Below are 19,923 nucleotides of genomic sequence, written 5' to 3' on the forward strand. Positions count from 1 at the left end.
AGGGGGAAGAAGTATGGATGTAAGCCAGAGATTATCATTTTTTGCAGCATTATTCAGGGTAGATGAGAATCCGACGGTTGGTATGTGGATGCTGTATCTCACAATTGCCGCTTTGAGCATCCTGGTCTACAAACTAGGATTTGCACAGAAGCTGCCAGTGCTGAAGAGTATCATCATCTATGTATTTCTATTACTGGGCTCTACAGTCCTGACCTTCCTTGCTATTTTCCTTCCCATCGCGGAAGGGCTTGTGGTCGCTGCACTCATCCTGATCATTTACAAGCTCAGGCTGCGCCAGCATAAAAAAGCAGAAGCAAATGTCAAATAGGAGTTGGGGAAATGAAGTCACTCCAGGATGCAATTTATAATTGGCTGACCATTAAAATCGTCAGCGACGCCCGGCCAGAAGATACAGCAGCAGCAGATACAACTCAATTGTTCGAGCAAATTCTTGCAGATGAACATAAAGTTGAATCAAAAGAACTAAAACGGGACGCATTGATGTATTATGTCACGGTCGTGCAGGAAGGTAACTCAAAAGAATACCGATTCCCGCGAGACCTGATAGAAGTCATGCTAGACCAAATCAGGCAGGAACCAGACAAATACGTGAACTATCCAGAAGAAGACTAAAAAATCCGCCCAGCGATGGGCGGATTTTTTATATTAGGAATTGGCATTTCTAAGTGGGAATTGGATTCAGACAGGTTCGACGTGAAAGCAACCGAAGGCTGTCAAAAAAAAGCCCTGGATTCAGACAGGTTTATGGTATGAGGCGGAAAAGTTGTCAAAAAACCCTCTTGATTTTGACAGGTTTGAGGGGTGAGGCGGAAAAGTTGTCAAGAAACCCTCGTGATTTTGACAGGTTCAAGGGCCGAGGCGGGAAAGCTGTCAAAAAACCCTCGTGATTTTGACAGGTTCGAGGGGTGAGGCGGAAAAGCTGTCAAGAAACCCTCTTGATTTTGACAGGTTTGAGGGGTGAGGCGGGAAAGTTGTCAAGAAACCCTCTTGATTTTGACAGGTTTGAGGGGTGAGGCGGAAAAGTTGTCAAGAAACCCTCGTGATTTTGACAGGTTCGAGGGCCGAGGCGGAAAAGCTGTCAAAAAACCCTCGTGATTTTGACAGGTTCAAGGGACGAGGCGGAAAAGTTGTCAAAAAAACCTCGTGATTTTGACAGGTTCGAGGGGTGAGGCGGAAAAGTTGTCAAGAAACCCTCGTGATTTTGACAGGTTCAAGGGACGAGGCGGGAAAGCTGTCAAAAAACCCTCTTGATTTTGACAGGTTCGAGGGGTGAGGCGGAAAAGCTGTCAAGAAACCCTCTTGATTTTGACCGGTTTGAGCCATGAAGCATAAAAGCTGTCAAAAAACTCTCTTGATTTTGACAGGTACGAGCCATGAAGCCTGAAAGTTGTCAAAAAAAGCTTTTAATTTTGACAGGTTCGAGCAATGAGGCCTAAAACCTGTCAAAATACCGTCTGAATTAAGACAGGTTAAGTCACAAGCTAAAAAAGCTGTCAGTACCAGACCAAAACTTAATCTTTGAAGGCACCATTTAAATATCAATCACTAATCACCAGTCATCTTTCTCAACACGGCTGCGATAAAGTTTGAAATTCCCGGTCGCAATCCGGTTGTTTGTTTTTTCGGCAATCCGCTCATTGCATGCTTCACACATATATGTATGGATCGGGCGGTTTCGGAGCCTTTTCGCCTGAAGGGTATCGCTGTTTATATTTTCGATTTTGTCGCATAATACACATTTGACTCTCATACTTGCACCTCTTATCAATAATTAGCTTACATAGACAATTTGAGTTTGGATTATATTATAGTATATCATTGTTTAAAGCCGGAAAAAGGGGAATCGTTTGATTTGCCCCAAAATAACGGTTCGTAGTACTATTATGATAGTTTAAGGAGGGTGAATATGGCAAATCAAGTGGAACCAAAGCTAATTAAACCATTGGTTGATGAACTTCAAAAAGAGCGTTTTGTCACCTTGGCGACAGTGGATCATGAGACCGGCGGACCAAATGTCAGCGCAATATCATGGGTGCTTGCTAAAGACGAAGAGATCATTTATTTCGCGGTAGATAACCGCTCTCGAATCATCGAGAACATTAAAAGCAATGACAAGGCAGTCATCAATCTGATTGCTAATGAATCTACATATTCAATCAGCGGAACGGCAAGTGTCAAGCAGGAAAAGCTTGAAGGGGTACCGTTAAAGCTGGCGTTAGTTGAAATCAGAATCAGCGAAGTCCGGGACGTCATGTTTTATGGTTCGAAAATTGTTGCAGAACCTCAATATGACAAGACATATGATAAGGACGCCGCAGCGCGTCTCGATAAGCAAGTAATGGATGCCATGAGAAAAGCTTAGTCAATTGACTAAGCTTTTTTTGCGCCCTATTTATGATAGTTCGACTGTTGCTCCTGATCTTTCTCCAGCTGTCTTTTCTCACCCTGATTTAGATTCTTTTTTGGATCCTCCGTCGGACTCTCCGTTTGCGGTTCGATCATGTCTGCCGGAACCTCGGGCATGACCCTTCCTGTTATATCCGCCAGCTCATTCAGGATTCCTACGATAGGCTGTCCATTTTGGATATCCTTTCCGATTTCCTTTAACCTTGCAGTAATATCCGGATCTGCCACGACTACGGCATTGGCACCATGCGGATCTTTTTTTAGAGCCTCGGCGACTGTATATTTAACTGTATCTACTTCGGATCGCTCCATGTTATCGTTTACGTCGATTCCGACAATAGCATAACGGCCAATCACTACCGCTGCAGCATCATCAACATTCGGAATATGTGTTGTCAAATTCACCAGATGACGGGAAATTTTCTGTCCGGATTGGCGGTCGACCCCTTGAATCGTACTATTCTGCACCTTGACCTTATGGTTTTTGTCATTATCATTTGCGCTGTTTTGTCCAGTACATGCAGTCAATAGAAAAATAAACGAGATAGCAGCAACCAATCTTATCATCATTAAATCCCTCCGGATATTTATTCTATAAAAACCATCAATCGTTATATAAAAAAAGAAATGCTCAAAGGTTATTGTGCAAAATATCTTCTATCTTTATTCAGAAAGTCATATATTTTACCAAAGTCCCGGCCAAGGCTGCCAAGTTGGCCAGAGCCGAGATCAAGAAGGCGGGAGGCATCAATTTGAGTAAAATATATGTACTGGATACAAACGTCTTATTACAGGATCCGCACGCAATCTTTTCCTTTCAAGACAATGAAGTTGTCATACCTGCTGTAGTTCTGGAGGAAGTGGATTCAAAGAAAAGGTATATGGATGAAATTGGGCGTAATGCACGCCAGGTTTCAAGGCTTATAGACGGAATGAGGGAAACAGGGAAACTGCATGAGAAAATCAATCTGGAAGGCGGGGGGACACTCAGGATTGAGTTAAACCATCGTTCATTCCATCAGCTTCAGGAAATCTTCGTTGAAAAAACTAATGACAACCGCATTCTGGCAGTGGCAAAAAACCTCAGTCTTGAAGAAGAAACAAAGGAAGACGGGCGCCCGGTAATCCTGGTCAGTAAAGACGCATTGGTCCGCGTAAAAGCAGATGCGATAGGACTGATCGCTGAGGACTTCCTAAGCGATAGGGTTGTGGAAATGAATCATCTTTATTCCGGCTATGCTGAAATATATCTTGAAATTGAGGTGCTTAACCGTTTTTATGAAAAAGGGGAACTGGATTTCTCTGAATTAAAGGGACAAAACTTTTTTTATCCCAATCAATTTGTAATCATGAAGGACATTCTTGGCAGTTCGGCATCGGCCATCGCAATGGTCGATACAAAGAAGAAAAAAGTAAAAAAACTTGTATTCGAGCATGAGGGGAAACATACCTGGGGAATCCGGCCGAGAAATGTTCAGCAAATCATGGCCATGGAATTGCTTTTACGGCAAGACATGCCTTTAATCACACTGATCGGCCGTGCGGGAACGGGTAAAACATTGCTTGCTTTAGCAACCGGTTTACTCCAGACGGAAGATTTGAATATATTTAAGAAGCTGCTTGTCGCACGGCCAATTGTACCTGTCGGAAAGGATCTCGGCTTTTTGCCGGGCGAAAAACAGGAAAAGCTCAGGCCGTGGATGCAGCCAATCTATGATAACCTCGAGTTTCTGTTCAATACGAAAAAACCGGGAGAGCTTGATGCCATCCTGGCGGGAATGGGCTCAATCGAGGTCGAAGCATTGACGTATATTAGGGGAAGAAGTATCCCGGATCAATTCATCATCATTGATGAAGCCCAGAACTTGACCAAACATGAGGTGAAAACAATCCTCACAAGGGTAGGGGAAAGGAGCAAAATCGTCCTGATGGGCGACCCTGATCAAATCGACCATCCGTATCTGGATGCTTATAATAACGGATTGACTTATGTTGTAGAGAAATTCAAGGATCAGCAGATTTCCGGGCATGTACAGCTCGTGAAAGGAGAAAGATCACCACTCGCCCAGCTGGCTGCAGACATCTTAAAGTAAAGGCATTTGTAAAATCCTGCAGCGAAAGTCAGCATTACAGCAAAAATATAACGGGCACCCTGCTGGATGCCCGTTCGTGTATCTTACATATCATTCGACAGTAAATCCGGTTACATTTTTGATTGGCTGTTCCTTATTGGGGCCATCCTTGTAGTATACATGCAATGGTCCGTCTTCCCTTAATGGCTTTCCGTCCTTTGAAAAACCGAGTATGATTTCTGCTGCCTGTTCAAGAGGAATTACTGCTTGGTTGTTTTCACCGTATTCAATGACAATTTTTTTTGCATCTTGCTCGGGTTCAGCATTATCAAGAAATGGTTTAAAAGGAATTCCGAATGTACCTGTAAGGACTTTTTCTTTCTCGAATTTCACTTCAGTCTTGAGTGTCGGCGGATAAACAGCACCTTCCATGATTTCGCGGTCCCAATGCTTGGATACCGACTTTGTATATTCTTCAAGATGATCTTCGCTTTCCTTCTCATCATTGAAATATGTATTCAAATCCACTTTTCTGTCATCAAAAATCCATACGCCAGAGTCCAAGGTGATTTTATATTTAACTTTTCCTTTAATTGGGATGATAGTTTCCATAATTTCTCCCGCCTTTGTTTTATATGTTATTTAATAAGTATAGCGATATTTGGAAGTAATGTCATTCAAGCTATCCCAATTGCAATAACCAATTAATTCTGCATCCTTAATATTCTTGCATTTTTGTCCGCATAAGGGTAAAATTTATAGAAGGATTGGGTAATCGCTCGGAAACGGGGGGATCAAGTTGGCGTCTGATATGATTATTAACCATCAGGAAAAAGCCCATGCCTTGTTAAAGGCTGACGCTGATAAAATTTTAAGGCTGATCAAAGTGCAAATGGATAACCTGACAATGCCTCAATGCCCTCTTTATGAAGAGGTTTTAGATACGCAAATGTTTGGATTATCAAGAGAGATAGACTTTGCAGTGAGGCTCGGCTTAATCGAAGAATCAGATGGGAAAGTAATTCTTGACCAATTGGAAAGGGAACTTTCCATTTTGCATGAAGCTTCGTTAAAAAAATAACCCTAAAAACTCAAACAATCCTAGGATGGATGTTTGGGTTTTTTTGTGTAACCCACATCAAGTTATTTCATTTGAACATAACAGTGATATGACTTTATTACATTTCTTTATAACTTTTCCTAAACAAAGGCAGGATATTGCAACTTATAGTAGAATAGATTAAACAACTTAGAAGATGGGGAAGAGACAATGTTTAAAAAAATACTGAAATCCTATGACTATTCATTGATCATTGCTGTAGTGCTCTTATGTTTGTTCGGACTTGTCATGGTTTACAGTGCCAGCATGGTCACTGCCATTCAAAGGTATGACTATCCAAGTGATTTTTTCTTTCAAAAACAAAAGATTAATTTGTTAGTAGCTTCTGTCTTGTTCATCCTTGCGGCATTATTCCCCTATAAAGCGATGAAAAGCACTAAATTACTGCTTCCCATGGTCACGTTTATCCTCGGGGGGCTTGGTGCATTGTTTTTATTCGGGAAAGTGACGAACAATGCGTTAAGTTGGTTTGAACTTGGTGCAAGGAGCCTTCAGCCATCAGAATTCGCCAAATTGAGCGTTATTATTTATCTTTCTGCGGTATATGCCAAAAAACAGGCCTACATAAACCAATTCAATAAGGGAGTAGTACCGCCGCTTGTTTATTTAATCCTGGTTTGTATGCTGGTTGCCATCCAGCCAGACTTCGGTACTGCAGCGATTATTTTCGCGATCGCAGCGACAATCATCATTTCCTCAGGTATGAACCTGAGGAATATCACCAAGCTGATTTTGTTCGGACTGGCATTTTTGACCCCATTTGTTATCTTCCTTCAAGGTGAGATTTTTTCTGAAACGAGGATGGGCAGGTTTACTGCCTACAGCAATCCGTTCACTGATGAACAAAATACGGGGTATCATTTGGCCAATTCATATTATGCAATTGGCTCAGGAGGGCTGAAAGGGCTTGGGCTAGGTGAAAGTGTACAAAAGCTTGGATATCTTCCAGAGCCGCATACCGACTTCATCATTGCTGTAATCTCCGAAGAATTAGGAATCTTTGGTGTGGGATTTGTACTGCTGAGTTTAGGATTCATTGTCTTAAAAGGAATCCATATAGCGCTGAAGTGTAAAGATCCATTTGGAAGTTTGCTGGCTATTGGAATTTCGAGCATGATTGGGATCCAGTCGTTTGTCAATCTGGGCGGCGCCTCAGGAGTCATTCCATTGACAGGAGTACCGCTTCCATTTGTAAGCTATGGTGGCTCTTCATTGCTTCAGCTGGCTATAGCTACGGGGATTCTCGTCAATGTTTCAATGTTTGTTAATTACGAAGAAAAGTATAAAAAGGACAAGACATCCCAGCCAAAGCCTTCTCCGGCCATGGTCAACCAGAATGCATTCAAGTTCCGGCAGTAATATAAAACAAAAGAAGCTGCAGCGATTGCTGCAGCTTCTTATTTTACAGTTGCCGGAGAAAGGTCTGCGGCTGTAGGTTTCTCTACTCTTGCGGCATTTTTCTTGCTTCTTGAAACTAGAAGGATGAAGTAGCTGAACACACCAAACAGTACTGATATGAAGAATGCGTGCGCCAGAGCGATATACAAATTCAGTCTGGTATAAATAATCAGCGCACCCGCGGTCACCTGAAGTGAAACCAGTATCATGGAGATGATCCAGCCCCAGTATAATACTCTCTCATGTTTGTAATGTTTTACGGTGATATATGTTACGTAGGCAATCCAGATAAAAATGAATCCCGCTGCTGCCCTGTGGCCCATCTGAACCCATTCATACAGGTTTGTAGGCAGGAAAGAACCGTCATTCGTGCATAATGGCCAGTCCTTACAGACCAGGCTTGCGTTCATATGTCTTACCAGAGCTCCCGTATAGACGACAATATAGCTATATACCGCCAGTCCGATGATATGGAACCTCATTCTTTTATCGATCACTAATTTATCAGCCTCGAATTTCTTATCTACCTCAAAAATAAGCATGGTCAATAATAGAACAGCTGCAAAAGAAATGAGTGAAATGCCAAAGTGAAGCGCGAGAACAAAATCAGATTGGCCCCAAACGACAGCGGCAGCGCCAATCAAAGCCTGAAGAACCAAAAAGAAAAATGATAAAACTGCCAGGAACTTCGTTTCACGGATGTGTCCGATTGTTTTCCAAGTCCAAATGGATAAAACCAGAACCATGATGCCGACACTACCGGAAACCAATCGGTGGGCCAGTTCTATTACCAATTCCGGTGTTATGCTGGTGGGAACAAACACTCCATTGCATAGTGGCCAGGATTTCCCACAGCCCATTCCGGAATCAGTTTTAGTAACCAGTGCTCCCCCTAATAAAACAAAAAGCATCCCAATCGTGGTCAAAACAGCAAGCCACTTTAGGGAACGATTCATAATCATCACCTGCTCATTCAAAGTTCGATAAGTTGTCAAATAATAAACTTGACATGTATAATGTAAGAAACTTGTAGAAAATAAAAAATTCTATTCCTATAATAACGAAGTTTGGCGAAAAAGGATAGAAAACAATACTTAAGATACTACACAAAATAAGGTTTTTTTTCAATACTAACCTCCGGGATGGACATTGAAGCCTTTTATCGGTAAAATTCTCTTGGCAGTACCATCCCTGGGAAAATGGCATACTACATACCAGCTTTTTTACTTTCATGAAAATATTATCCAAGAATATGTAATAATAGCTCTCCGACGACCCTTTTAATAAACATTCGATTCTAGTCAAAATTCCTTGCAATAAAAATGAACTTTATGGATAATGGCGGTAAGACACAAATTAGTCAAATTTTGTTCAAAAAAAATTCACAAAAAAGTTGTGAAGTGTGATTTAATATACAACGAAGGCTTTATTTTTCTACACAAACATTTAACAGCCTTAACACGTTGAGAATAGTGAAAACTATCTGGAATATAAAGTTGAAAATACTCTTCTTTTTTTTGTAAAAATTCGTATCTAGAATTTGGAAGAAAAGGGGATGGAGGAGGATATGGATGTCTAATTCAAAAGCTTTATCAGAAGCTGTATTGGAGAACGGACAGCCTGCAGTTGCGGAGAAGACTATGATGAAAGACTTTCTGGCACTGATTAAAGTAGGAATTGTTAATTCCAATGCAATGACGACTTTTACTGGTTTATGGCTTGCGCTTCATTTTAGCGGTGCGCGATTCCTGGACAGTATTGATTTGATTCTTGCGACATTGATCGGTTCATCGCTGATCGTTGCCGGCTCATGCAGCCTGAATAATTACATTGACCGGGATATCGACCACTTGATGGAACGAACAAAAGACCGTCCAACTGTCACAGGAAGAGTCCAACCGGGCAAAGTGGCATTGATGAGCTTCCTGTTGATTGGGATCGGCACCGGATTTTTGCTTACTACTACCATTACAGCTGCTGTAATCGGGCTGTTTGGAGTTTTTAGTTATGTTGTTCTATATACTTTGTGGTCAAAAAGAAAATATGTTTCCAACACGATTGTCGGAAGTATTTCAGGAGCAGTACCGCCATTAATTGGCTGGGCTGCAGTTGACGCAAATCTTGATATCATGGCCTGGATGCTTTTTGCCATCGTTTTTGTATGGCAGCCGCCGCATTTCTATGCTCTTGCCATGAGAAGGGCAGAAGAATACCGCGCAGCTGGAGTCCCGATGCTTCCTGTCGTAAAAGGATTCAAGGCGACAAAGAAATCAATTTACCTTTGGATCACGGCTTTATTGCCGCTGCCATTCTTTCTTCAGGAGCTTGGAATCTCTTTCATGGTTCTGGCAACCATCCTGAATATTGGGTGGATTGTATTGGGAATCTATCTAGAAAAGCTTAAAGATGATATAAAGTGGGCAAAACTGATGTTTGTATATTCCTTACAATACTTAACGGTCATGTTTGTCGCTATGGTAATTGTCACACTTATCTAACCTTCGTTAGGAGATTCACTCTTTGATGAGAGAGGATTTTTCCATATATTTTAAAACCAAATTAATAAGATTTTTTACGAAAGAGGGGTTTAATTAAGCTATGAAGATGCTTGCTAAATGGCGTCTGCTATCATTGTTCGCATTGATGGCATTAGTCTTGTCAGGCTGTGGAGAGCCATACTTGTCTGCGTTAAGACCAGCAGGTGAAGTCGCTCAATCCCAGTATGAACTCATGTTGTTGAGCACGGCGATTATGGTTGGAGTAATTGCAATCGTCACAATCATTTTTATTTATGTTGTCATGAAGTTCCGCAGGAAAAACGACAACGAAATTCCAAAGCAGGTTGAAGGAAGCCACAAACTGGAAATCCTTTGGACTGTTATTCCGATCTTATTGCTTCTAATTCTAGCTGTTCCAACAGTGGCTGCAACGTTCAAGTTAGCTGATGTGTCACCAATGGAAAAGAAAAATGCCGATGGAAAGACGGATGCTCTAGTAGTTAATGTCCGTGCAAACCTTTATTGGTGGGAATTCGAATATCCAAATGAAGAAATCATCACTAGCCAGGAATTGGTAGTGCCGACAGATGAAAAGGTTTACTTTAATCTGAAAGCTTCTGATGTTAAGCACTCATTCTGGATTCCTTCTGCGGGAGGAAAGATGGATACGAATACCGACAACGTCAATAAGTTCTGGCTTGAGTTCGACAGTAAAGGTGCTGATGAAGCTGGCGGCCTTTTCTATGGAAAATGTGCTGAGCTATGCGGCCCTTCACACGCATTGATGGACTTCAAAGTAAAGGCAATGCCTCGCGCTGAATTCGATCAATGGGTATCAAGTATGAAAACAGTTAAAGAACCTGTTAAAGCTGAAACAGCAACTGCACAGCAAGGACAGGAAATCTTCAATAACAGCTGTATTGGATGCCATGCGGTAACTCCTGCAAATACGGCTCCAGAAGCAGCACGCGTTGGTCCTAACCTGACTAACTTCGGTGAACGTTCCCGTGTTGCTGGTGTTCTTGATCATTCTTCTGAAAATGTGAAGAAGTGGCTTGAGGACCCAGAGGCTTATAAGCCAGGTAATAAGATGACTGGAAAGTATCCTGAACTCTCTCCAGAAGAGCTAGACGCATTGGCAGAGTATCTGATGGGCTTGAAAGTCCAGAAATAAAAGGGGATATGTTTGAAAGGGAGGTAAAACTGTGAGTACCTATGCTCAGAAAAAAGGATTCGGCGCAACATTGTGGGACTACCTGACAACAGTTGACCATAAGAAAATTGCCATCCTTTATCTAATCGCTGGCGGATTCTTCTTCCTTCTTGGAGGACTTGAAGCGCTATTTATCCGTATCCAGCTCGCTGTGCCAAATAATGATTTTGTTAGCGCAGGGTTCTATAACGAAATCCTGACGATGCACGGAACGACGATGATCTTCCTTGCAGCGATGCCGCTTGTATTTGCATTCATGAATGCTGTAATGCCACTCCAGATTGGTGCGCGTGACGTTGCGTTCCCATTCTTGAACTCTTTAGGATTCTGGCTATTCTTCTTTGGTGGAGTATTCCTGAACCTTTCATGGTTCCTGGGTGGAGCTCCTGATGCTGGTTGGACTTCTTACGCTTCTTTATCAATGGCGTCTGAAACACATGGTATTGATTTCTACGCACTTGGTTTGCAGATTTCAGGTGCGGGTACACTAATCGGGGGGATCAACTTCCTCGTAACGATCGTAAATATGCGTGCACCGGGAATGACATATATGAGGATGCCGATGTTCACTTGGGCTACATTCGTGACATCTGCACTGATTTTGTTCGCATTCCCTCCATTGACTGTAGGCTTGTTCTTACTGATTTTTGACCGCATGTTTGGTTCTAACTTCTTTGATGTAGCCAACGGTGGTAACACTATCATCTGGGAACACCTTTTCTGGATCTTTGGTCACCCTGAAGTTTATATCTTGATTTTACCGGCTTTCGGTATTTTCTCAGAGATATTCGCAATCTTCTCTAGAAAACGTCTTTTCGGTTACTCATCCATGGTATTCGCGACTGTTTTGATCGGTTTCCTAGGATTCATGGTTTGGGCTCACCATATGTTCACAACAGGTCTTGGACCAATTGCCAACGCAATCTTCGCAGTAGCGACTATGGCCATTGCCGTGCCTACTGGAATCAAGATTTTTAACTGGCTGTTCACGATGTGGGGCGGAAGCATCAAGTTCACTACGCCAATGCTTTGGGCTGTAGCATTCATCCCTTCATTCGTAGCCGGTGGTGTAACTGGTGTCATGCTTGCATCAGCTGCAGCTGACTATCAGTACCACGACAGCTATTTTGTAGTAGCTCACTTCCACTACGTAATCGTAGGTGGGGTAGTATTCGCGTTATTTGCAGGTGCACACCTGTACTGGCCGAAAATGTTCGGTACAATGCTAAACGAAACTCTTGGAAAGATCACTTTCTGGTTATTCCTGATTGGTTTCCATTTAACATTCTTCATCCAGCACTTCCTGGGATTGATGGGTATGCCGCGTCGTATCTTCACATTCCTTCCTGGACAGGGACTTGAAACAGGAAACTTGATCAGTTCAATTGGAGCTGCGTTCATGGCAGTTGCTGTTATCGTTCTATTGATCAATGTAGTAATCACAACTGTTAAAAACGAAAAGGTTGGAAATGACCCTTGGGGAGATGGCCGTACACTAGAGTGGGCTATCGCTTCACCGCCGCCATTCTACAACTTCAAACAGCTTCCGCTTGTTCGTGGTTTGGATGCTTACTGGCTTGAAAAAATGGAAGGCAAGAAGGGTATGACGCCTGCAGAACCACTGGGCGATATCCACATGCCGAACAACTCATTCATTCCTTTCGTTATCGCGCTTGGTCTCTTCATCGCAGCATTTGGTGCAATGTACCGTGCTGAGACGAGCTGGGGCTTGCTGGTACTGATATTGGGAATGGCAGTAACATTAGGAGCAATGTTCGTCCGCTCTATTAAAGATGATCATGGCTTCCATATTCATAAAGAAGACCTAATGGATGATGAGAATGATAAGGGGGTAAAGGCATAATGCAAGCTGAAGAAAAATTCACATATGAAACATGGCCTGCCGAGCCTGAAAAAGCAACCCTCGAAGCAAAGAACAAATTTTTGGGCTTCTGGTTCTTCCTTGGCGGAGAAACAGTTTTGTTCGCAACTTTATTTGCGACTTACCTTGCATTGAAAGATAAGGTTCCCAGCGCTGACCATGCACTGGCAAAAGATATTTTTGAAATACCGCTTGCTTTTGCAGCGACAATGCTGCTTTTAACAAGTTCTTTGACAAGTGTATACGCAATGTATCACATGAAGAATTTCAACTTTAAGAAGATGCAGCTATGGCTTGGATTGACTGTAGCTTTAGGTGCAGCCTTCCTTGCGCTTGAAATTTATGAGTTTAATCACTATGTACATGAGTTCCACCATACGTTTACAAGCAGTGCGTTTGGCTCAGCCTTCTACACGCTTGTTGGCTTCCACGGTGGACACGTGGCATTTGGTTTACTTTGGATCACTACACTGATGATCCGTAACTCCAAACGTGGGTTGAATCTGTACAACGCTCCTAAGTTCTACGTAGCCAGCCTTTACTGGCACTTCATTGACGTTGTATGGGTATTCATCTTCACGGTTGTATATCTAATGGGAATGGTGGGATAAACTGATGGCTAATCAACAACCAAGTTCAGGGAACCCAAGAGTAGACGTCGAATATCGTCGCAAGAAGAGCGCCGAAGAGATGAGATACCAAATCGTTTCCTTTGCATTGATGATTTTCTTGACGATTGTTGCATTTGTTGCAGTTGGATATGAAGGATTTTCTGGCTGGTTCACAGTTCCGTTCATCCTTTTGCTTGCGGTAGTGCAAGTGATTTTCCAGCTCTATTATTTCATGCACATGAGTCACAAAGGACATGAAGCACCTTCATTATTCCTATACTCAGGAGTGCTTGTAGGCGCAGTTACCATCCTTGCGTTCAGTACAATCATCTGGTGGTAAGCATAAATATGACTTAAAGGGAAAATCGGCTGTCACAGCCGATTTTTTCTATGATATTCGCTGGATTAGCATTTAATGGAAGTGTCGTTTCGTTGATGTTGCATACCAATGGAAGTATAATGAGAGTAAAGTTCTATAACTGGACGGGGTGAAAAAAGATGCTTACTCTAGATATATTTGGGTTCAGAGCCCTATGGAGCCCGGTATTTTTTCTAGTGATGGCAGCTCTATTAGTTGCTTATTATCTAATTGTGTACAAATACTATGGTCGTTTTAAAGAAGGGACTCGGGCTACACGACAACAGGCTGTTTATTTAACATCAGCCATAATCGTACTGTATATCGTTAAAGGTTCACCTGTCGATTTGATGGCCCATATTACTTTTTATATGCACATGATCCAAATGGCTGTTCTTTATCTTGTCGTTCCGCCTCTATTGATTTTCGGACTGCCTAATTGGCTATGGCGATCCTTCCTTTCCCTGCCGGCAGTCGATCCGTTGTTTCGCTTTTTCACCAAGCCGCTAATTGCCTTGATCATGTTCAATGGAATATTCTCCATTTACCATATTCCGCTGATTTTTGATTTTGTCAAAACGGATATGTGGCTGCATGCAGGCTATACATCAGTGCTTTTTGTACTGGCCATGTTCATGTGGTGGCCGTTAGTCAATAAATTGGAAGAATATCAAACATTATCAGGCGTAAAAAAGATGGGATATATCTTTGCTGACGGAGTATTGATTACCCCTGCCTGCGCGCTGATCATATTTGCGGATACACCAATGTATGCAACCTTTGCAGACCCAAATGCATGGGGAGAAGCGTTGAAATTATGTGTTCCGCCTTCGACCCTTTCCAGCTTGAATCTTAGCGGTCCTGAAACCTTCAGTTCTATTTCGCTTTTGCATGACCAGCAGCTTGGCGGAGTAATTATGAAGGTCATTCAGGAAATCGTGTATGGAATTTTCCTGGGATATGCATTCTTCCAGTGGTTCCGGAATGAAGAAGAACGCCAGGCTGAACAGGATGCCATCAATCTTGCCAGTGCTCCACAGCCATTAAAATGAAATGAAATGTAAAAGCTTCCTTTTTAAAGGGAGCTTTTTATTTTTTTGTGTTTTTTAATATGAATCTGCTACTCAAAGGTTGAAAAATAAGGACATGTCACCTACAATTAACCTTATGGAGAAATAATGATTGAGAGGGAAATGAAATGTCGAATTTACCGATTCTGCCTACGATCAGCACGACCTTTATTGTACTCAGTGCCATTACAGTGGCAATTGGCTGGGCCCAAATAAAACAAAGGAAGATTGATCAACATCGGAAGACGATGACTCTAGCCGGCATATTTGCGATCATCTTTTTTGTGATTTACGCTACAAGGACTATCTTTATTGGCAACACATCTTTTGGCGGACCGGATGATATCAAAATCTATTACACATTGTTTTTGATTTTCCATATCACACTTGCAACAATAGGTGCAGTGCTTGGAATCATCTCACTTTACACTGGATACAAGAACAAGCTTGAGCGTCATCGGAAACTTGGACCAGTAACAAGTGTTACCTGGTTTTTTACCGGAATCACAGGTGTCGCTGTTTACCTTCTTCTTTATGTATTTTATAAGGGCGGGGAAACTACTTCAGTCATCAAAGCGATTCTTGGAACATAAGGCAATAAAACATTGCGTATAGCAATGTTTCAGACTGTAGACAAACTCGGTGAAAATGGAGCTTGTCTACAGTTTAATTATTTGTGCTAGAATGGGGCTGTTGATTTCCGTTCCAGGCGCTTCGCTTTCCGCTGGAAGAATATGAAAAAGACCAACTGCCGTCTTTTTCATAAGCAATTCTTCCTTGGGGCCGGCGCTGAGACTCCTCGCCGCGTTGGCGTCTGAGGGGGATTCACCTGTCCGTCTGATCCAGCAGGAGTATACGCGCCTTCCACTCCAATCAACAGGATTCCTCAACTTAGTGTCTCTCTTTTAAAATAGATACATATAACGCTTGAGGTGATGAATATGCTTTCGGAAAATAATCCAATCCAATGATACCAATTAGAAATGGTTGCTTTGGACTAACTGGTTCCTCAGGACCCTTCCGTAAGATGAAACATTGCATTGTGTATAGCAATGTTTTTTTCTTTTGCAGGTATTTCCCCTCCTGAAGACGAACTAATACAGTGGTACAAAGGGGGTCTAGTTAAATGGAAATAAAAGTTTTAACATCAGAACATTACCTGCAATCACTGAAATTGTCAGAGTACGCCTTTCAATATAAAGTACCGGAAAGTGATATTCCTAAAAGGCTGGAGAGGTTGAAAAAACATCGTTTATTAGGGATTTTGGAAGGAAATGAGCTGGCATCCAAGCTGCATATTCTTTCCCTGAAAGTATTGCTGGGAGAAACAGAGTGGAAAATGGGCGGAATCGCTGGTGTGGCAACATATCCTGAGTACCGGCGCAAAGGGCATGTGAATGCCTTGATGAAAAAAGCGCTGGAAGATATGAATCAAGATGGAAGTATAGTTTCTTTCCTTCATCCGTTCCAAATAGATTTTTACAGACGGTTTGGCTGGGAAATCATTTCTGATAACAGGAAAGTGACAGTGGAAAAAATCAATTTAAAACCAGTAGATATTCAGCCTGGAAAAATCAAGCGGCATACAGAGAAGGCTCACAATAATGATATCGAAACGGTGTACAGGCAATATGCAGGCATGCACAGCGGAATGTTAGCAAGGGATTCTGATTGGTGGAACTCAAGTGTATACGGTTCCCAATTCGCCGCTGTCTATTACGATTCAGAAAATGTGGCAGCAGGATACCTCTTATACGAGGTTAAGGATAATGTCATGAAAGTAGAGGAATACGTTTCCTTAACTAATGAAGCAAGAAAAGGTCTTTGGAACTTCATATGCCAGCATGATTCGATGGTGGACCAAGTGGAAGTGTTGTTATCCGTCCATGACCTGTTCCCGTATTTTTTAAAAGAGCCTAAGCTTAAAACAGAAATTTCTCCCTATTTTATGGGTAGGGTCGTCAATGCTGAAAAAGCTCTGTCCAGCTATCCGTTCTTGTCGAGCGACACGGACAGAAAAGTTTTCATTCATCTTGAAGATAGTGCCGCTCCATGGAATACTGGTACCTATTTGATAAGCCGGGAAGGGATCAAATTTTACCCGGTGAAAGAAGGCGGTTCATGTGTTACTGCCCCCAAAAAGGGTCTTCATTTGAACATCAATTCTTTAACAGCGGTATTGTTTGGCTACAAGCGCCCTAAAGAACTATATGACCTGGAACTTATAAAAGGGGACTTGGAAGAAGTTAAACATCTTGAGAAAATCATTCCGTTATTCAAGCCATTCTTTTATGATTTCTTTTAAATACAATAAAACCCGGGAAATCGACTTCCCGGGTTTTATTGTTTATATTTTAAATTTCAATTTAATGATCCCTGCTTCTTTCGCTGAATTGAAAGCGATCAGCAGAAGCGGTCCGATGATAAAGCCCATGAATCCAAAAAGCTTCAGGCCAAGATACATGGCAATAAGTGTAGATAGCGGAGAAAGTCCGATTTGGCTGCCCATTACCTTTGGCTCGACTGTACGCCTGATGATCAATAAGATGACTGCCAGAACAGCAAGCTGGGTACCCAACGCCATATTTCCGGTCGCAAGATGGAAAATAGACCATGGCGCAAGTATGACGATTGAACCAATCAACGGGATAAAATCTATAACCCAGATGATCGCTGACATTACAATCGCGTACTTTGGAGTGATGAAAAGTAAGCCAATCAGGGAAACAATGAAAATAATTACACTGACTAAAAATTGAGCTTTTAAGAATCCGAACACAACATATGAAAGACGGGATGTCATAAAATGGACTTTATCCGCTGTTCTTTCAGTTAAGTGACTATATACGCTTCTCCTTAGAGATGGAAGTTCAAGCAAGAAAAGGAATAAGGCAATCAAATACACAAGAAAACTGATCAGGAAATTCGGAATATAGGTCAACAATGCCTTTAAATTATCTATATTGATGAAAGCGATCATGTCATTCTTGAGTTTATTTAAGAAATCCTCGGCTCGGTTGCTGATTTCAGTGACTACCTCACTCGGAAGGTCATTTGCAGCTTCTACAAATCTGTTTTCAGCCTTATACCAGGCATTGGTGATTTCATTTATATAGACAGGAGTATTATCAATAAGGTCAATTGCCTCTGTCACTGCGGTTGTCGTGAGAAAATACCCCGCAACCACGATAAGCAGTACAAACATTAGGAAAATGACGAGAACAGCCAGGCGCCTTCCGCTCTTCAGCCTTTTCTGGAAGTATACAACTGCCGGCTCGAGAAATAGGGCAGTGATCAATGCTGCGATCAACGGGATCGATACCGGAAGGATAATATAAAGAATCGCTGCCACCAAGATGGTGATGAGTGCAATAATAATCGTTCTTTTCGTGAAAATACCGGACAATTGGAACTCCTTTCTATACTCGTGCTGAGTATATACCTCTACAAATATTCAGTTTTGTTCAAATCATTAAAAACCACTAAAAATCCTTAACAATTAAATTATAGTACGCATCTAATATAAGAAACAACAAAAATCAGCTATTGCCGTTGGGATTTTATATAACATTAAATTCCCTTAGGCAGCTATTGCTGAAAAATGATGGTTTGTCATCATTCCCTGTCCATGTGCCTGAACATCATGTTCGATAACCTAACCATATAGGGGTGAGGCAATGAAGAGTTCCGGGAGCATCTTTCCTGCGCAATATAGAGAGTTATGCCGTGCCATTTGTGCAATCATCCATGCAAACGTCAATGAAGACGTTTTTTTTCATCAATCTGAGCTTCAAACGAGAATCCCCGTTTTTCGAAGAACTGCATTTAGTGATAATGGGGTAAAGTGTGAACTGGATCAGGGAAATGTGAATATAAAGGTATTTGTCATCGCTATGCTAGGGGAGCACTCAATCTATCATAGTGCATTGGAGCTTCAGAGACGCATAGCAGAGGAAATTATCCTGTATACTTCTATTTTGCCAAAAAAAATTGATGTGATTGTCACTGGCGTAAAAGCAAAAAAGACGCAATGAAAGCGTCTTTTTCCCTTTAGAACTAAATAGCGAATTTCTCGACTTCAGCTTTCACTTCATTCAGAAGCTTTTCACACTGGCTGACCAATGATTTCGGGAAGTGTTCGCCTTCACCGTATTCGACACCATGCGGATAATAATGTTTGCCCAGCAAAGGAGTCATTAATTGAATGATTGCTTTGTGTGCTCCAACATCACCCTCGTGGACATGGCCCTGGACACGCAGATAATATGTACCTTCCTTGACGACGAGCTTTTTGTCATAAGTTACTCGCTCATAATCCCATTGTCCTTCACGTACAAGACCGTGATCAAGCATAACTTCATCAAGACGGTTCAAGTCCGCCTTCAGATTTTCGATACCTGTATTTTCGAATTTCATCCTTTTCCCTCCTAAAAACACACTGCATAATTCAAGCTTTATAATAGAGTATATCTCAAATTTAATAATAGTAAAAATATGATTAAGTTGCAATGAATATAAAAGCGTTTTTGAGTGTTTCTTGTTTTATTCTTTATAGCATCCGGCAAGAATAACAATTTCGTGTTTTTGGCATAATTAGCAAAATCCCGGCAACCATAATATCGAGCAGGTTAAGCTTAATCAATAAGGAGGAAAAAAAACGTGCGTAAAATCCGGGAAATTATGACGAGTAATGTAGAGACATGTACCTTGCTGGATAATGTGTTCGAAGTAGCAGTAAAGATGAAGGAGCTGAATGTTGGAGCCATTCCTATTGTTGACAATGATAAACTGGTAGGAATGATTACCGATCGTGATATTGTCATTAGAGGAATTGCTGAAAAACATCCCCCTTCCTCAAAGGTTGAAAGTGTCATGAGTGACCATCTAGTAACAGCAACCCCTGATATGTCCACGAAAGAAGCTACAAGCCTGATGGCGGAACACCAGATCAGAAGGCTGCCTGTAGTCGAAGGAGACAAATTGGTAGGAATTGTGGCACTTGGTGACTTTGCTGTCGATGAAATGACAGACGAGCAGGCCCATTATGCTTTAACCGAAATCTCAGAATCACAAAATCACATGCAATAATGAGAAAAGGCACTCTCTCAGGGTGCCTTTTTGTCTTTCTCTGCCTATAGCAAAACGTTATGGCATGGATAATGAATTTCATTCCAGCCAATCTGATAGTGCATATTTGACAGTGTAAAGAGGAAAGTGTCCAATTTGTTGATAGGTCCATAATTTTTTATAGGGCTGAAGGAACAGTTCTATTAA

Annotated in this window: 22 protein-coding genes; 16 read left to right on the plus strand and 6 right to left on the minus strand. The window is 41.8% G+C overall.

The genetic code is table 11. The annotated features are described in order from the left end of the window. The first annotated feature begins 13 nt into the window (after positions 1–13). Together QNH36_RS08350 and QNH36_RS08355 are read left to right on the plus strand one after the other, a co-directional pair. Complete coding sequence (locus tag QNH36_RS08350; RefSeq protein ID WP_144474742.1) at positions 14–328, plus strand: YlaH-like family protein; 315 nt, start codon at positions 14–16, stop codon at positions 326–328. 11 nt (positions 329–339) lie between these two features. Further along, the gene (locus tag QNH36_RS08355; RefSeq protein WP_251542152.1) at positions 340–633 is read left to right on the plus strand and encodes a hypothetical protein; all 294 of its coding nucleotides are present in this window, start codon (positions 340–342) and stop codon (positions 631–633) included. 937 nt (positions 634–1,570) lie between these two features. On the opposite strand, the gene QNH36_RS08360 is transcribed toward QNH36_RS08355, so the two are convergent. Next, positions 1,571–1,771 carry a YlaI family protein gene (locus QNH36_RS08360; RefSeq protein ID WP_144474744.1) on the minus strand — a complete coding sequence of 67 codons (201 nt, stop codon included), beginning with the start codon at positions 1,769–1,771 and terminating at the stop codon, positions 1,571–1,573. A 156-nt stretch (positions 1,772–1,927) separates the two neighbouring features. Here QNH36_RS08360 and QNH36_RS08365 point away from each other — a divergent pair, with 156 nt between their 5' ends. Next, complete coding sequence (locus QNH36_RS08365) at positions 1,928–2,383, plus strand: pyridoxamine 5'-phosphate oxidase family protein (RefSeq protein WP_144474745.1); 456 nt, start codon at positions 1,928–1,930, stop codon at positions 2,381–2,383. 26 nt (positions 2,384–2,409) lie between these two features. Here the strand turns inward: QNH36_RS08365 and QNH36_RS08370 are convergent, their stop codons facing one another. Then, positions 2,410–2,997 (minus strand): YhcN/YlaJ family sporulation lipoprotein, encoded by a 588-nt coding sequence (locus tag QNH36_RS08370; protein WP_144474746.1) that lies wholly within the window; start codon positions 2,995–2,997, stop codon positions 2,410–2,412. Between the two features lie 182 nt (positions 2,998–3,179). Between QNH36_RS08370 and QNH36_RS08375 the strand changes: the two genes are divergently transcribed. After that, entirely contained in the window at positions 3,180–4,520 is a 1,341-nt protein-coding gene (locus tag QNH36_RS08375; protein ID WP_144474747.1) for a PhoH family protein, read from the plus strand. A 90-nt stretch (positions 4,521–4,610) separates the two neighbouring features. Here the strand turns inward: QNH36_RS08375 and QNH36_RS08380 are convergent, their stop codons facing one another. After that, entirely contained in the window at positions 4,611–5,111 is a 501-nt protein-coding gene (locus QNH36_RS08380) for a peptidyl-prolyl cis-trans isomerase (protein WP_283905037.1), read from the minus strand. Between the two features lie 187 nt (positions 5,112–5,298). Between QNH36_RS08380 and QNH36_RS08385 the strand changes: the two genes are divergently transcribed. Further along, the gene (locus tag QNH36_RS08385) at positions 5,299–5,580 is read left to right on the plus strand and encodes an Fpa/YlaN family protein (protein WP_144474749.1); all 282 of its coding nucleotides are present in this window, start codon (positions 5,299–5,301) and stop codon (positions 5,578–5,580) included. 189 nt (positions 5,581–5,769) lie between these two features. After that, positions 5,770–6,978 carry an FtsW/RodA/SpoVE family cell cycle protein gene (locus tag QNH36_RS08390; RefSeq protein ID WP_283905038.1) on the plus strand — a complete coding sequence of 403 codons (1,209 nt, stop codon included), beginning with the start codon at positions 5,770–5,772 and terminating at the stop codon, positions 6,976–6,978. A gap of 38 nt (positions 6,979–7,016) precedes the next feature. Here QNH36_RS08390 and QNH36_RS08395 read toward each other — a convergent pair whose 3' ends face one another. Further along, positions 7,017–7,973 carry a COX15/CtaA family protein gene (locus QNH36_RS08395; protein ID WP_283905039.1) on the minus strand — a complete coding sequence of 319 codons (957 nt, stop codon included), beginning with the start codon at positions 7,971–7,973 and terminating at the stop codon, positions 7,017–7,019. A 615-nt stretch (positions 7,974–8,588) separates the two neighbouring features. On the opposite strand from QNH36_RS08395, the gene cyoE reads away from it, so the two are divergent. The 8 genes from cyoE to QNH36_RS08435 all read left to right on the plus strand — a co-directional run bounded on the left by cyoE (position 8,589) and on the right by QNH36_RS08435 (position 16,954). Then, complete coding sequence (cyoE, locus tag QNH36_RS08400; protein WP_144474752.1) at positions 8,589–9,515, plus strand: heme o synthase; 927 nt, start codon at positions 8,589–8,591, stop codon at positions 9,513–9,515. Between the two features lie 100 nt (positions 9,516–9,615). Beyond that, the gene (gene coxB, locus QNH36_RS08405) at positions 9,616–10,689 is read left to right on the plus strand and encodes a cytochrome c oxidase subunit II (RefSeq protein ID WP_144474753.1); all 1,074 of its coding nucleotides are present in this window, start codon (positions 9,616–9,618) and stop codon (positions 10,687–10,689) included. A 31-nt stretch (positions 10,690–10,720) separates the two neighbouring features. Then, positions 10,721–12,592, plus strand: coding sequence for a cytochrome c oxidase subunit I (ctaD, locus tag QNH36_RS08410; RefSeq protein WP_144474754.1), 1,872 nt, complete (start codon positions 10,721–10,723; stop codon positions 12,590–12,592). After that, complete coding sequence (locus QNH36_RS08415; protein ID WP_144474755.1) at positions 12,592–13,221, plus strand: cytochrome (ubi)quinol oxidase subunit III; 630 nt, start codon at positions 12,592–12,594, stop codon at positions 13,219–13,221. The genes ctaD and QNH36_RS08415 overlap by 1 nt, the downstream gene beginning before the upstream one ends. Positions 13,222–13,225: 4 nt before the next feature. After that, positions 13,226–13,561 carry a cytochrome c oxidase subunit IVB gene (ctaF, locus tag QNH36_RS08420; RefSeq protein WP_144474756.1) on the plus strand — a complete coding sequence of 112 codons (336 nt, stop codon included), beginning with the start codon at positions 13,226–13,228 and terminating at the stop codon, positions 13,559–13,561. A 158-nt stretch (positions 13,562–13,719) separates the two neighbouring features. Further along, positions 13,720–14,631, plus strand: a complete 912-nt coding sequence (gene ctaG, locus QNH36_RS08425; protein ID WP_251542147.1) for a cytochrome c oxidase assembly factor CtaG — start codon at positions 13,720–13,722, stop codon at positions 14,629–14,631. Positions 14,632–14,777: 146 nt separating this feature from the next. Then, positions 14,778–15,242 (plus strand): DUF420 domain-containing protein, encoded by a 465-nt coding sequence (locus QNH36_RS08430; protein ID WP_251542145.1) that lies wholly within the window; start codon positions 14,778–14,780, stop codon positions 15,240–15,242. A gap of 533 nt (positions 15,243–15,775) precedes the next feature. After that, positions 15,776–16,954 (plus strand): GNAT family N-acetyltransferase, encoded by a 1,179-nt coding sequence (locus tag QNH36_RS08435; protein WP_144474759.1) that lies wholly within the window; start codon positions 15,776–15,778, stop codon positions 16,952–16,954. 42 nt (positions 16,955–16,996) lie between these two features. On the opposite strand, the gene ytvI is transcribed toward QNH36_RS08435, so the two are convergent. Continuing rightward, on the minus strand, positions 16,997–18,055 hold the full coding sequence (ytvI, locus tag QNH36_RS08440) for a sporulation integral membrane protein YtvI (RefSeq protein WP_144474760.1): 1,059 nt from the start codon (positions 18,053–18,055) through the stop codon (positions 16,997–16,999). Positions 18,056–18,326: 271 nt separating this feature from the next. Here ytvI and QNH36_RS08445 point away from each other — a divergent pair, with 271 nt between their 5' ends. Continuing rightward, the gene (locus QNH36_RS08445; protein ID WP_144474761.1) at positions 18,327–18,683 is read left to right on the plus strand and encodes an Asp23/Gls24 family envelope stress response protein; all 357 of its coding nucleotides are present in this window, start codon (positions 18,327–18,329) and stop codon (positions 18,681–18,683) included. Positions 18,684–18,705: 22 nt separating this feature from the next. Here QNH36_RS08445 and QNH36_RS08450 read toward each other — a convergent pair whose 3' ends face one another. Next, a complete protein-coding gene (locus QNH36_RS08450) occupies positions 18,706–19,065 on the minus strand; it encodes a YugN family protein (protein ID WP_144474762.1) in 360 nt (119 codons plus the stop codon). Between the two features lie 243 nt (positions 19,066–19,308). Between QNH36_RS08450 and QNH36_RS08455 the strand changes: the two genes are divergently transcribed. Beyond that, positions 19,309–19,737: a CBS domain-containing protein gene (locus QNH36_RS08455; protein ID WP_251542143.1), complete on the plus strand. Its 429-nt coding sequence runs from the start codon at positions 19,309–19,311 to the stop codon at positions 19,735–19,737. Positions 19,738–19,923 lie beyond the last annotated feature (186 nt).

Source organism: Mesobacillus sp. AQ2 (genome assembly GCF_030122805.1).
In the GTDB taxonomy this organism is placed as follows: domain Bacteria; phylum Bacillota; class Bacilli; order Bacillales; family Cytobacillaceae; genus Mesobacillus; species Mesobacillus oceanisediminis_A.